This is a genomic window from Caballeronia humi (assembly GCF_001544475.1).
Classification (GTDB): Bacteria; Pseudomonadota; Gammaproteobacteria; order Burkholderiales; family Burkholderiaceae; genus Caballeronia; species Caballeronia humi.
In genome coordinates this window covers 21,611-35,774 of the sequence record NZ_FCNW02000038.1, presented here as the reverse complement: position 1 = coordinate 35,774, position 14,164 = coordinate 21,611, and the positions used below count along the sequence as shown (strand labels likewise).

Genomic DNA, 14,164 nt, shown 5'->3' with positions numbered 1-14,164 from the left:
CCGTCGAGTGATGGGATGTTCCTAGGGTGAGTGCTTCCGCATCAAGCCTTGCCTGCGGACTTCTTCTTCTGACGCATGCGACGGCGCGCATCATCGAGCAGCGCGCCTATCGCTTCCACCGAAGCCGTTGCTGCTTCCCGGCCATCCATGTCCCAGTAGTCCTTGAACGCCGCCCACGCGCTCGCCGAATAGAGCAGTTGCAGCGCCGCGCACAGGCGCTTCCGTTCGGCGTCGGGCATGGGCCCGATCTCGCGATCGACCAGTTCTTCGAATGCCTTCTGACGCGGCGCATTCGCACGGCGGCGCGCCTGCCGGCCGAGCGGCGATGCGAGCATCCCGCGAATGAGCGACTCGCGCGCATCGAAGTTCGCGAAGTCGGGGCCGAGGCGCTCGGCCAGTTCATCGAAGGTGCCCGGAAACTGGTCACGGTTAATCGAGTGCGGCGCCCATTCCCAGAAGGCTTCCAGCAGCGCTTCCTTGTTCGGAAAATAGCGAAACGCCGTGCTTTCGCCGACGCCGGCTTCGCGCGCGATCTGGCCGAAGCTCAGGTTCGCGAGGCCGTCGTGTTCGATACAGCGCGCGACGGCGTCGAGAAGGCTTTCGCGCGTCCGCGCCTTGTTGCGGTCGCGCAGGCTCGGGGGCTGAGTTTGGTCGATGGAGGAGTTCATGGGGGTGATACTCTCAATTTGGAGGCGTCACCGTCAATTGGTAGTTCCACCGCCTTTTTACCCTCAGACCTATGATTGCGCGATGCCGCGAGGAAGCGTAAGTTCAGCGACCTGCCCGAGCACAAATACAAACACTGGAGAACAGCCCATGTCCCAACCCCACGTACGGCGCCTGCGCAGCCAGGAATGGTTCGACGATCCCTCACACGCCGACATGACGGCGCTCTACGTCGAGCGCTTCATGAACTACGGCTTGACGCGCGACGAACTGCAGTCGGGTCGTCCGATCATCGGCATTGCGCAGACGGGCAGCGACCTCGCGCCCTGCAACCGGCATCACATCGAACTCGCCGCGCGCACGAAGGCCGGCATCCGCGACGCGGGCGGCATCCCGATGGAGTTTCCAGTGCATCCGCTCGCCGAGCAGAGCCGCCGGCCGACCGCCGCACTCGATCGCAATCTTGCCTATCTGGGCCTCGTTGAGATCCTGCACGGCTTTCCGCTCGATGGCGTCGTGCTCACCACCGGCTGCGACAAGACCACGCCCGCCTGCCTGATGGCGGCGGCTACCGTCGATCTTCCGGCGATCGTCCTGTCCGGCGGGCCGATGCTCGACGGCTGGCACCAGGGCAAGCGGGTCGGCTCCGGCACGGTCATCTGGCACGCGCGCAATCTGCTCGCGACGGGCGAGATCGACTACGAAGGCTTCATGGAGTTGACGACCGCCTCGTCGCCGTCGATCGGGCATTGCAACACGATGGGCACCGCGCTTTCGATGAACAGCCTCGCGGAAGCGCTTGGCATGTCGCTGCCGGGCTGCGCGAGCATTCCCGCCGCCTATCGCGAACGCGGCCAGATGGCGTACGTCACGGGCAAACGGATCGTCGATCTCGTGCGCGAGGACGTGCGCCCTTCGCACATCCTGACCAAGGAAGCGTTCGAGAACGCGATCGTCGTGGCGTCCGCGCTGGGCGCGTCGACCAACTGCCCGCCGCATTTGATCGCTATCGCGCGGCATATCGGCGTCGAACTGAGTCTTGATGACTGGCAGCGCGTGGGTGAGCAGGTGCCGCTGATCGTGAACTGCATGCCGGCGGGCGAGTATCTCGGTGAGAGCTTTCATCGCGCGGGCGGCGTGCCCGCCGTGTTGCGCGAGCTCGTGCAGGCGGGCCTCGTGCATCGCGCATGCAAGACCGTGTCGGGCAGCACGATCGGCGAGATCGCTGCCGCAGCGCCCGCGCCGGACCGCGAAGTCATCAAGACGGCCGACGAACCGCTCAAGCACGGCGCGGGCTTCATCGTGCTGTCGGGCAATTTCTTCGACAGCGCCATCATGAAAATGTCGGTCGTGGGTGATGCGTTTCGCCAGACCTACCTCAGCGAGCCGGGCGCGGAGAACACGTTCGAGGCGCGCGCGATCGTCTTCGACGGTCCCGAGGATTACCACGCGCGCATCAACGATCCGTCGCTCGAAATTGACCAGCACTGCATTCTCGTGATTCGTGGCGCGGGCACGGTGGGCTATCCGGGCAGCGCGGAGGTGGTCAACATGGCGCCGCCAGCGTCGCTCGTGAAGCAGGGCATCACGTCCCTGCCGACACTCGGCGATGGCAGGCAGAGCGGCACGTCCGCAAGCCCGTCGATCCTCAACATGTCGCCCGAGGCGGCGGTCGGCGGCGGGCTGTCGCTGCTGCGCACGAACGACCGCATTCGCGTCGACCTGAGCGCGCGCAGCGTGAACGTGCTGGTCGAAGACGAAGAGCTCGAGAGACGCCGCCAGACCGTCACGTTCGATATTCCGCGTTCCCAGACACCGTGGCAGGAGCTGTATCGGCAGACGGTGGGCCAGCTTTCCACGGGTGGATGTCTCGAACCCGCGACGCTCTACCTCAAAGTGATCGCGGAACGCGGCAATCCGCGTCACTCGCACTGAAATGAAATCGTAAGATAAAGCAGGTTTTTGGCGCGGCCGAAGGCAATGTCAGCATATGAGACCCGAGGCGAGCGCTTGCGCAAGCGCTTGCCTGTGCCTAAGCTCTATGCGCGACGATAGAAGAAGACGAAACTCCGTCGCTTAAGGAGGAGACATGCATGCGGACATAACGCGGGCTCGGTCCGTTGCACGATGACGGCGCCACTCCTGAACTTGCGCGGCATTCAGAAGCGTTTCGGCGGGGTACACGCGCTGAGGGGCGTCGACTTCGATCTCGCGGCGGGCGAGGTGCACGTCCTGCTCGGCGAAAACGGCGCGGGCAAATCGACGCTGATGGGCGTGTTATCGGGCGCGGTTCTCCCGGACGCCGGGGCCATCACGCTGGACGGCCGTCCCGTGAGTTTCGCGAGCCCGCGCGAAGCCCACGCCGCAGGCATCGTGATGATTCCCCAGGAGCTCGACCTCGTGCCGGGCCTCGACATCGCGGGCAATCTTTTTCTCGGCAACGAGATCACCAGGAACGGCGTGCTGGCCGCCGCCGACATGCGGCGCCGCGCGCAGGACCTCCTGGCCCGCGCGGGCGTATCGCTCGATGCGAGTCTTTCGGTCGCAAGCCTGCGCATGGGCGAGCGACAGCTCGTCGCGATCGCCAAGGCGTTGTCCGCGAAGGCGCGCATCCTGATCATGGATGAACCGACCGCCGCGCTCTCGGCCGTCGAGGCGGATCATCTCTTCACCGTCGTGAAGGAGCTTTCCGGGCGCGGCGTGGGGATCGTCTACATCTCGCACCGGCTCGAAGAAGTCACACGCATAGCGCACCGCGTAACCGTGATGCGCGACGGCGCCGTTGTCGGCACCACGGCCCCCGATGCACCGCAGGCCACGCTCGTGCAACTGCTCGTCGGGCGTCCGTTTTCCGACCTTTTTCCACCGCGCTCCGAGAAGATCGGCGCGCCGATCCTGCGGCTCGAACACGCCGCCTTCGATCCGGACATCGTGCGCACCGGCTGGCAAGCGCCGCGCGACGTCTCGCTGACGGTGCACGAAGGCGAGATCGTAGGGCTCGCCGGGCTGATGGGCGTCGGCCGCACGGAACTGCTCTCGACGCTGTACGGCTTCGGCACGAGCGGACGCTGGCGCGGCCTCGTCGAAGTGCGCGGCAAGCCGACGGTCCTCGGCGACATTGCGGCGGCGCGGCGCGCGGGAATCGCCTACGTCACCGACGACCGGCGCGGCACCGGTCTCATCCTCAATCACACGGTCGGACAGAACGTGCTCATGTCGACGTTAAAGCGCGTCACGCCATTTGGCCTCGTGTCGCGCGCACTCGAAAAGCGGCACGTCGCGCGCGCACTGGACGACTACGACGTGCGTCCGCGGCTCCCCGGCGCCAGGGTGGTGAATTTGTCGGGCGGCAACCAGCAGAAGGTCGTCTTCGCAAAGGAACTCATGAACGCCCCCGGCCTCCTGCTACTCGACGAACCGACACGCGGCGTGGACGTCGGAGCCAAGGCGGAAATCTACCGGCGCCTGCGCGGCCTCGCGAACAATGGCCTGGGCGTGCTCGTCGCGTCATCCGAACTGCCTGAGCTGATCGGCCTGTGCGACCGGATCGTCGTCATGCACGCGGGATGCACGATCCACGACTTCGGCCCGAATCCGAGCGAGGAAGCCGTGCGACGCATCAGCGAAGGCGAGGGGATCGCCGCATGAACACGACACCGACATCCACCGCCAAGACCGCCGAGCGTCCGCGTCCCAGCCTGCTCGCGTGGCTGGTGCGTTTTCAGAGCCTGCTCGGGCTCATTCTCGTGGTCGTCGCGGGCATCGTCTTTTCGCCGCGCCGCCACGGACACATCCTCTTTCTCGGCGCCGACAACGTCGCCAACATCATCCGCTCGATCTCCGAGACCGGCATCCTCGCGCTCGGCATGACCTTCGTCATCATCGCAGCCGGGATCGATCTGTCGGTCGGCGCCGTGCTCGGCCTCTGCTCGGTGCTGACCGCGACGCTGCTGGTCAACGAAGGGTGGGGGCTCTGGAGCACGTTGTCGCTCGTCATCGCGACCGGCGTGATCTTCGGCGCGGTCCAGGGATTGATCTCGGCGCGCCTGCGCATTCAGGCCTTCATCGTCACGCTGGCGGGGCTCCAGGCCGCGCGCGGACTGTCACTGATCGCGTCGAACAACGCGTTCATCAACATCAACTACGGCACCGGGCCCGGCAGCGCGCCGCCCGCGTTCGGCGTGCTCGGCGAGCGGATCGGCGGCGTGTTTCCGGTTGCGACGCTCGTCTTCGTCGTGCTCGCGGTCGCGGCTGCGTTCCTGCTCAACAACACGCGTTATGGGCGCTACGTCGTCGCCGTCGGCGGAAACGAGAAGGCGGCGCGCCTGTCCGGCATCCCGGTCAGCGCGATCAAGATCTCGGTCTATGCGCTGACGGGCTTCGCGTCCGCGATCGCGGGCATTGTCCACGCGGGACAGTTCTCGTTCGGCAGCCCCAACGACGGCACCGGCTACGAGCTCAACGCAATCGCCGCGGTCGTGATCGGCGGCACGGACCTGTTCGGCGGCGCGGGTTCGATGGTGGGCACGATTGCGGGCGCGGTCATGCTCGGCGCGCTCGCCAACATCCTGCAACTCAACGACGTCAGCGCCGCGATGCAGTTGCTCGCGACCGGCGCGATCATCGTGATCGCGGCGGCCTTGCAGACCTACGTCGTCGGACGCGGCGGCGGGAAGCGGTAAACCCTCGCGCGCGGCTTGAAGCGCGTGGCGTATGCAAAAACGAAAAGGAGACAGGCACATGAAAACCCTTCCGAAAGCGACCTTGCTCGTTGCGGGCGTTGCGCTCGCGTCCGGCGCGTGGGCGGCGGGCGGCAAGCCGCTCGCGAAAGAGTGCGGGCCGAACAACGACTACGTGATCGGCTTCAGCCAGGCGAACTTCAAGGAACCGTACCGCGAGCACGTCAATCACGAGCTCGAACGCCTCGTGAAGAACTATCCGAAGTTCAAGCTCGTCATCGCCGATGGTCAGGCGAGCGTGAACACGCAGGTCTCACAGGTCGAGAACTTCATGACGCAACGCGTCGACTTGCTGATGATCTCGCCGTTCGAGGCGGCGCCGCTCACGCCGGCCGTGTCGGCGGTCTACAAGGCGGGCGTCCCGGTGATCGAACTCGACCGCAAGACGACCGGCGAGAACTACACGGCCTTCGTCGGCGGCGACAACCGGGCGATTGCTAAGGAGGCGGGCGAATGGGCCGCGAAGACACTGCTTCCGGACGGGGGCGAGGCCGCGGTGCTCGAAGGGCTGCCGAGTTCGTCCCCGGCTATCGAACGGCTCGAAGGGTTCAAGGCGGGCATCGCCGGCAATCCGAAGATCAAGCTCGTCGCGGTGCAGCCGGTCAACTGGATGGAGGACCAGGCCGTCACGGTGTTCTCCGCGATGCTGCAGGCGCATCCTGACATCAAGCTCGTGTACACAAGTAACGATCTTGCGGCGGCGGGTGCGTACATCGCGGCCAAGCAGGCGGGCAAGGTCGGGCAAGTGAAGATCATCGGCACGGACGGGCTGCCTGGGCCGTCCGGTGGTATCCGCGCGGTGGCGGACGGTCAGTGGGCCGCGACGTTCACCTATCCGACGGGCGCGGCTCAGGCGCTCGAACTCGCGAAGAAAATCCTGATCGACTGCGCGACGGAAGTACCGCGCAGCGTCATCGTGCCGACCCAGCGCATCGATCAGGCCAACGCGAAAGCGCTCTACGGCAAGGAAAAGTTCTAGGCGGGCTCATTTCAAGCTCGGGCCGCCGGATGGTTCAACCGGTGGCAGAATGATTGCCTTGGCCGACGTGATCGCTTTCCATCGATATCCTTCACGCGGCCCCGACAAAGCGAGCGGAAATGAACAAAGCACCTGCCAGCTTGCCGCTGGCGCAGAGCACTACGATACCGCTCGCACCTGCGGGCCACGTCGTCCTCGCCGATGCCGACAGCGACAGTTACCGAACGCTCCGCCGCCGGCCGATGTCGCGCGCCGAGCGCTTCGAACTCGGCCGGAGCCTGCGCGATCGCGTTCCCCGCAGTGCGCTCGGCGACTGGAAAGCGCCGGCGAACCGGCCGGACCCGGTCGAGCTCATCCGTCATTCGCACGAAGGCAGGCTCGACTGGCTGATTCCCGTGCGAGTGGGCCGCATGGTCGCGTCCCCGTACGGGTTCCTGCGCGGCACGGCGATCGTCATGGCCGAGGACGTCGCCGCTTTGCCCGCGACCGGCATCACCCCGGTGATCTGCGGCGACGCCCACCTGGGCAACTTCGGCTTCTACGCGTCGCCCGAACGTGACCTCGTGATCGACCTGAACGACTTCGACGAGTCCCATCCGGGCGCGTGGGAGTGGGATCTGCGGCGGCTCGTCGCCAGCATCTGGGTGGCGGGCCGGCACACCGGTGCGACCGAAGCCCAGTGCCACGATTCGGTCGCATCGTGCGTCGCCGCGTATCGCGCGGAAGTGCGTTTTCTTGCGAACGAGCCGCTGCTGTCACGCTCCTATCAGCGGATCGACGTCGACCGGCTTCACGAGACCGCGACCGACACCGCGTTGCGCGGCGAGATTGCCCGCGCGGCGAAGCGCGCGCGGTCGCGGACGAGCGATCGCGCGTTGCCGCGCTTCACGACCGAACGCGACGGCCGGCGTTGCATCGTGGACGAACCGCCGTTGATCACGCACGTGCCGGAAGCGGAGGCGGAACAAATCGCCGTGGCGCTCGACGAATATCTCGCCACGCTCGCGCCGCACTGGCGCCGCGCGCTCGGCGGCTACACGCTGGTCGATATCGCTCACAAGGTGGTCGGCGTGGGCAGCGTCGGCTTGCGTGCCTACGTCGCGCTGCTCGAAGGCAGCAGCCCGGACGATGTCGTTTTTCTCCAGTTGAAGCAGGCGCGGCGCTCCGTGCTCGCGCGCTTCGTTCACGGCGACTCGGCGTGGCACGCTCATCAGGGACAACGTGTCGTCGAGTATCAGCAGGCGTTGCAGACCGTCAGCGATCCGTTGCTCGGATGGACGACCATCGACGGATTGCAGTACTACGTCCGGCAATTTCGCAACATGAAGGGCACGATTCCGCTCGACGCGCTGGACGCGGCGGCACTGACCGATTACGCCGGCATCGTCGGCCACTTGCTCGCGAAGGGGCATGCGCGCACGAGCGGTGCATCGATGATCGCGGGCTACGCGGGATCGTCGGACAAGCTCGACAAGTCGCTGTGCCGCTTCGCCCATGCATACGCTGATCAGACCGAAGCCGATCATGAGGCGCTGGTAAAGGCGGTGGCGCGTGGGGTTCTGCCGGTCGAACCGGTCGCGCAGGGGACGGGGAAGAGCGCGTTTCGGCCTTAGGTTGCGGGATGGCGGCTCGTAGCACCGCAGCCGATACCGAAACGCGCGACACGGATTGACCTCAAGCCCAAGGACGCACGACAAGCCTCAATTGTCCACTGATGCCCGGCCGATTATTGTTCGCGAACTTCATGGTCAACTCATCCGTGGACGATGCGCTCGCAAATTGCATCGTCTTGGTCGATGGGCTGTCCGGCGCGCTCGCCCACCAGTACTTCACGTCCCAGCCAGCCGCCGACGCCTTGGGTGGTGTGACTTCCAGAAACGCGGTATCGCGATAAAGGTCCGCGCCTTCGAAATGCCCGTTCGGCCAGAAGACGCGGTCGATCTCGTAGTCCGGAACCTTCACCGCGAGCATCATGGCATAGGCGAGGGTCTGGTTTTCCCGGTCGACGCTGGCGCGCTTGGACAGAAACACGGAAGAAAGATAGATCCTGCTTCGATCCGGGCCGCCGTTGCTGAGTTCCTCGTGGGTACGGCAGGCGGGCGAATCCTCGATCGCGGTACGACGGGTCAGGAACCAGCGCTTCCCACGCGGCGCCGCCCTCAATTCGACCTGATAGAGCGCCTCGACCTTCGCTTTGTTTTCGAGTTCCGCAGGCAAGGAGACGCTGTCCACATCCAGCCAGATATCGACGCGAACGTCGCCGAAGAGAAACCGCACCAGATTCTGATAAGCCTCCTCGGAATTGACGATCCCGAACGCGCCCGAGTGCGAGCGGAACGCGTATGCCGTCGCCGCAGGCGTGGTGATCTGGCCGTTGTCATACCCGCAAACCGATGCGTTGGCGATCTTCACGAGACCGTCGCTCCCGTGGCCGACAAACGCCCGGGCAAGCCCTTGTCCCGCCTCGTAGTCACTGCGATTCGTTCCGACCATGCAGAAGATGCGGTCTATCGGCAAGGCGTCGTTCGGAACGAGATCGACTCGATCGTACTGGTTTTTTATAGAAGTCATGTCTAGAAACGAGGCCATCTTGGTTCGGTTGAATGTGTCGATTTCGTCCTTCGTCAGCCAGCGAGGCACGTTCACGTCCAGCATTTCGATGCCGTTATGCGGCGTCGCGAAGGTGAAGAACTTGCTCACCGATTCGCGCGCGTCTTTATCGCCAAGCGCCTTGTTTTGAAGGAACGCGCGAGCCACGAGTCCGCCCATCGAATGAGCGACGAGATAGCATTTGAAATTTTTCTTTTCTATGCCTTCGCGCTTACACACCAATTCCCGCACAGCGAGAATCAGCTCGCTCAAGCCTTTCGCGTATTCGCTGATTTCCCGCGGCTTGCCATCGCCGAAATACTTTGAGCCATCGTCGTAGTAGCGATAAATCACAATCGACGCATTGGGTATTCCTGCACTCGGCTTGCCTTCGGCGTCCGCTGGCGGCTCCCAGCCTGGATCGACGATGTCCGCACCGTTCTGGTAGACGTGTTGATACTGAAACTCAGTGACCAACCGTACGAGAGGCGATTCGAATACGAACTTGGCGGGCTTCGCCTCCTTGTTCGTCACCGCGCGATACACGGTCGAACCTACGTTGAATCCGCAGAACGGGTCGGCGGCGGTCTCGTTGCGCTCGCCTTCGGTCATGGCATAGCCGCGAACGTAAATGATCGGTACACGATTGGACATGGGTCCTCCCGGTGAACGGTATCTGAGTGAACCTGCAGGGCGCGGCGTCGGCATCGTCTTCGCAGCGACAAGCCTCACGCCCGTCATAAACGCACAAGTTAATCCATTTTTGAAAGCGAATTGCAAATATTCCGTGGTTCGGCTCGAATTCAAACCACTTCTGCCCGATCGTTCTTCGATCCAGGGAGCCGCGCGGCGGCTCGTCCACGGCGCAACAGTGCGCGTACGCAGGAAGCCAAGGCTTCTCCGCGTGGCGCGAAGGGCGTCGCCATTTGACCTCGACCGTGTCGGAGACATCATGTACAAGCACAGTGCGACCTTGCTGGCCGCTGCCAGCCTCACATTAGGGGCATGCGTGGACATGCCCAGCGTTTCTCATCAGACGCTGGGCAACGCCGATACGCTCGCCACGAAGGCGGATTCGCGGCTCATCTATTCCCGGACAGTCGTGACCGACCCGCAGTCCGGCAAGATCCGGCCGTCGGACGTTGTGTGCGCTGAACCCAGCCCGGATGTTGCGAAAGCCTTCTCGACCGCTTTCGGCGCATCCGCCGAGGCCGAAGCCAACGCGCTGCCGGCGCTGACCGAAGCAGGCGACATCAAGGGTTCGCTGGCGTTGTCCCGCTCGCGCAGCGAAGCCATCGCTCAACTCGGCAAGCGGCTCGGGACGATCCAGTTGCTGCGCAACGGACTATTCAGCGCATGCGAGGCGTATGCCAACGGCGCGATCTCTCCGATGAGCTATGCGTTCCTGCTCAGCCGATTCGGCGACGTGATGGTGACGTTGCTCGCGGTCGAACTCGTCGGCGGGGATGGCGTTTCGCCGGATCAGACGAGCACGACCGCCTCGTCCGACAGCCGCCCGGCCGACAAAGTGGCCGATGCCGGCGCGGCACCGGCTGATCCAGCGTCGGCTCCTGCTCTTGCTCCTGCGGTGAACAAGAACATGGTCCCCGCCACCGTGAAAGTGGCGAAGCAGGTGACGGCTGTCAGCAAGGCTGGCTCTGCGCAATCGACGGATGCCAAGCCTAACGATACGGCTGCCAATGCAAAGGACGGCGCCGCAACGCTACACGCTGAAACCTCCGGGACGTCGACGCCCGGACAGGCGACGCGAGGCACGCTCAGTGATGCGCAGTCATCGGATATCGTCAAGTTGCAGCAAGCGTTCCTGCGTGGAAGCGAGGCAGGTCCGCTCGTTCTCGCTTGCTCGGTCGCGCTCGAGCGTGACTCGACAGCAAGCGCCAACTCAGGCGCGCTTCCTGGATCGTCAACGGAACTGTCATCGGTGTGCGGGAAGTTTCTCGAGCGGTACGGGAACATGGTCATCGATACGGTGACCGCGGAGAGGCTTGCTGCGGCGCAACTGAGCGCAAAGGAACATGTGTCGTCCGCTCAACCTCAGACGCAGTCCCGGCCCGCAATTCAGCCACGTCCCGCGGCGCCCGCGACGGGTGCTCCACGACGCGTCGCCGTGAATTGAGCAATTGAGCGACAGCGAATAGTACGAGTGGACGGCGTGGCACTTCTAGTCTTTGGCTGGAGACCGGAAGCCGGTTATCCCATAGTGAAAATAGCAGGGGATAACTGGCCTGGTCTGCGCGCATGGCACGCCGCGCCGCGCTGAAGACATCGAATGTTGCTTGAGACGCCTGACTTCAAGTTTCCGGGGAGCCCCCGATGCCAAAGAATATCGTGCTGCTTTCGGACGGTACCGGAAACAGCTCCGCCAAGGCGGAAAAGACCAACGTATGGCGCATGTTCGAAGCGCTCGATCAGACGGGCGACGATCAGATCGCGTTCTACGACGATGGCGTCGGCACCTCGACCAACAAGTATCTCGCACTGGCCGGCGGTGCCTTCGGCTGGGGCCTGAAGCGCAACGTCATCGACATCTACAAGTTCGTTTGCCGCAACTACGAAGCGGGCGACCAGATCAGCGGCTTCGGCTTCAGCCGGGGTGCCTTTACGATCCGCGTGCTCATCGGCCTGATCGACTCGGAAGGGCTCGTCATCGCCTCGTCCGAGGAGGACCTGGATCGCAACGCGCGAAGAGCTTATCGTCACTACCGGTCCGAACGGTTTCCGTCGAAGAGTCCGATCGTCAACGGCTTGCGCGGCTTGCGCGATGGCATCTTGCGGGCAACGGATTTCGTGAGCCGGCGTGTCCCCTACGCGCAAGTCGGGAAACAACGCAAGATCCCGATACGCTTCGTCGGACTCTGGGATACGGTTTCCGCGTACGGCGTGCCAATCCTGCCGTTGAAGCGCGCGATCAGCGCAACGATCTGGCCGATGATGTTCGGCGATCTCAAGTTGTCACGGCGCGTGGAACGGGCGTGCCACGCGCTGTCGCTCGACGACGAACGATCGACCTTTCATCCGCTGCTGTGGGATGAAACGGACGAGCCGCAAGTCGAAGAAGGCGAGGGAGTCGAACAGGATGAAACCGCAACGCCACCGTGCGCTGCGCACGAGAAGATCAAGCCCGGCCGTATCACGCAGGTATGGTTCCCCGGCGTGCATTGCAATGTCGGCGGAGGTTACCCGGAGGACCGCTTGTCGCTCGTTTCGCTCCACTGGATCATGAGCGAGGCGATCGCCGTCGGCATTCGTCTCTTGCCATCGGCGGTGGCACTGGTCGTCGCGGCGCAGTCGCCCTTTGCGCGCATCTACGACTCACGCAAAGGGATGGCGGGAGGCTATCCGTACCTGCCGCGGCTCGCATTGGGCTGTATTGCTGCAGGCGGGAAACCATACTGGCCGATCATGCACTGGAGCGTGCCGCTGCGCATCGCGTTCGGCAGCGACAGGTATGCGCCCGTCGCGGTGCGCCAGAGCTTTCAGGTGTTGGACCCGAGCGGCTTTCTCGTAGCCGTTCCCGAGCATGCGCAGGTGCAGGCGCCGCCGTTGTTGCGCCCAAAAAAAGCAGCGGCGCCGCTCGACGGCATGGACCCCAATGGGCTCCATGCGAGCCATCTCATGCTGGACGAGGCGCTCGGCGCGCTGCGGACGCGCAGCAACGACGCGATGTCGCTCGCCTGGGACACGGTATTCTGGCGGCGGATCGCCTACCTCGTCACACTGTCGTTATCGATTCTGCTGGTGCTGTTTCCCCAGCTTGCCGGCGCGATTGAATGGATCGAAAAACTGTTTCCGGCGGCGATCATCGAGTCCGACGCAGCGCATCTGGAAAGCGACATGCTCAACACGGTGCTGACGGCGATCAAGGGGGTCCTGCCTTCGTGGAGTTCTTCGTGGACCAACGCGTTCGGTGCACATTCGAGCGTCTTCGCGATTTTGCTCGTGGCCTGGCTGTGCTCGCTTCAGTTCGGCACCACCCTCAGAAAGCGCGTGCATGATCGCGCGTATCTCTCCTGGCACGCAAACCGTTGCCGTGACTACCTGGAGTGGCGTCGGCGATCCGAAGAAGGCAGCCGCAACATGACGCTGCTCGGGGCGCTCGTGTTCGCGCTTCCGGCGGCCATTGCGTGGTGGAACCTGGGCGCGCGGCAGTTGACGACATGGGAACTGACGGGCGCCGCCGCCGTGCTTTCCTGGCTGGTGCTCTGGCGAGCCTCGCGCGTGAGACGGCTCGCCCGGGTCTGGCGCGAGGTCACGCGCCCCGATGCGACGCCCGTGGCGCTACAGCGCGCCATGCAGGGCGGTTTCGCGTTGAGTCTCGCGCGCAAGCTTCGCGAGAGCGACACGTTCCGGGCCATGTGCCGCTTCACGGCGTTCAAGGTCTTGCCGGGCATCTGTCTTCTCGTCATTTTGGGCGGCGGCGTCGCCGTCCTGAATCGGGCGGTATTGGACGGCATGAGCGCGGTCGGCAAGGTGTGCCAGGCCGGCGGCGCAGTCACGCAGCCATTTCATACGTCGGACCTGTGCTGGAATTCGGGCATCCGGCTAGAGTGAGGCGCACGTTATGAGATCACGCTCACGACCGAGGGCGACTGGCTCGACCGGACCGAGCGCACGGATGTTGGCGGATTCGGCACGGATTCCGTAGCGCATTTCTTCGCAGCAGGACTGAAGCGCTGGTGGTTCGAAGACTGGTTCAAGCCGATCGCGCGCATCGGCGTGAAGGGCCACGACGAATACGTGCTCGAACCGTGGGCGCCGCTGGAGCTTCACCACTACGCGAACGACCGTCGCACGCTTGCGTCCTCTCCGAACGAGACGAAGCCGAAGCGGTGCAAGCTCACCGGCGGCCACTTCGATCCGCTGCAGCCGGAGGAAGCGACCTGTCTCGTGGCCGGCGACGAAACGCCTGCCGATCGCAAGGTGCTCGTCGCGCAGATCACGGCGCAGACGGCGGGGCCGCTCTTTCTGTACGTCAATGATGCGGCGCTGCCGCTCTTCAACAAGATGGGGCTCTTCTACCCCAACAACCATGGCTGCGCGCAGGTGACGGTCCAACAGGTCGTCGACGAGCGCAATCGCCAGTGGGTCGGACAATCCACGGCATGCAGCAAGTCGATGTCGACGAACGCAGTTGTATCAGGCAGCCATGCCGCGCGATGAAACATCAGCC

General features: G+C 64.3%; 10 protein-coding genes. 8 read left to right on the top strand and 2 right to left on the bottom strand.

Going from position 1 to position 14,164, the window contains the following annotated elements:
• Positions 1 to 41 precede the first annotated feature (41 nt).
• The gene (locus AWB65_RS25575; protein WP_087669817.1) at positions 42 to 668 is read right to left on the bottom strand and encodes a TetR/AcrR family transcriptional regulator; all 627 of its coding nucleotides are present in this window, start codon (positions 666 to 668) and stop codon (positions 42 to 44) included.
• 148 nt (positions 669 to 816) lie between these two features.
• Here AWB65_RS25575 and AWB65_RS25570 point away from each other — a divergent pair, with 148 nt between their 5' ends.
• The 5 genes from AWB65_RS25570 (at position 817) to AWB65_RS25550 (ending at position 7,997) form a co-directional block, all read left to right on the top strand.
• A complete protein-coding gene (locus tag AWB65_RS25570) occupies positions 817 to 2,601 on the top strand; it encodes an IlvD/Edd family dehydratase (RefSeq protein ID WP_087669816.1) in 1,785 nt (594 codons plus the stop codon).
• Positions 2,602 to 2,793: 192 nt separating this feature from the next.
• On the top strand, positions 2,794 to 4,314 hold the full coding sequence (locus AWB65_RS25565) for a sugar ABC transporter ATP-binding protein (protein ID WP_087669815.1): 1,521 nt from the start codon (positions 2,794 to 2,796) through the stop codon (positions 4,312 to 4,314).
• Complete coding sequence (locus tag AWB65_RS25560) at positions 4,311 to 5,348, top strand: ABC transporter permease (protein WP_087669814.1); 1,038 nt, start codon at positions 4,311 to 4,313, stop codon at positions 5,346 to 5,348. The genes AWB65_RS25565 and AWB65_RS25560 overlap by 4 nt, the downstream gene beginning before the upstream one ends.
• A 58-nt stretch (positions 5,349 to 5,406) precedes the next feature.
• The gene (locus AWB65_RS25555; RefSeq protein WP_200821797.1) at positions 5,407 to 6,384 is read left to right on the top strand and encodes a substrate-binding domain-containing protein; all 978 of its coding nucleotides are present in this window, start codon (positions 5,407 to 5,409) and stop codon (positions 6,382 to 6,384) included.
• A gap of 119 nt (positions 6,385 to 6,503) precedes the next feature.
• Complete coding sequence (locus AWB65_RS25550) at positions 6,504 to 7,997, top strand: DUF2252 domain-containing protein (protein ID WP_087669812.1); 1,494 nt, start codon at positions 6,504 to 6,506, stop codon at positions 7,995 to 7,997.
• Positions 7,998 to 8,058: 61 nt separating this feature from the next.
• Here the strand turns inward: AWB65_RS25550 and AWB65_RS25545 are convergent, their stop codons facing one another.
• On the bottom strand, positions 8,059 to 9,627 hold the full coding sequence (locus AWB65_RS25545) for a PGAP1-like alpha/beta domain-containing protein (RefSeq protein ID WP_087669811.1): 1,569 nt from the start codon (positions 9,625 to 9,627) through the stop codon (positions 8,059 to 8,061).
• A 298-nt stretch (positions 9,628 to 9,925) separates the two neighbouring features.
• Between AWB65_RS25545 and AWB65_RS25540 the strand changes: the two genes are divergently transcribed.
• From AWB65_RS25540 to AWB65_RS25530, 3 genes are all read left to right on the top strand, one after another.
• Positions 9,926 to 11,110 (top strand): hypothetical protein, encoded by a 1,185-nt coding sequence (locus tag AWB65_RS25540; RefSeq protein ID WP_235007763.1) that lies wholly within the window; start codon positions 9,926 to 9,928, stop codon positions 11,108 to 11,110.
• Between the two features lie 197 nt (positions 11,111 to 11,307).
• Positions 11,308 to 13,545, top strand: a complete 2,238-nt coding sequence (locus AWB65_RS25535) for a T6SS phospholipase effector Tle1-like catalytic domain-containing protein (protein WP_087669809.1) — start codon at positions 11,308 to 11,310, stop codon at positions 13,543 to 13,545.
• 165 nt (positions 13,546 to 13,710) lie between these two features.
• A complete protein-coding gene (locus AWB65_RS25530) occupies positions 13,711 to 14,154 on the top strand; it encodes a hypothetical protein (RefSeq protein WP_087669808.1) in 444 nt (147 codons plus the stop codon).
• The last annotated feature ends 10 nt before the right edge of the window (positions 14,155 to 14,164 follow it).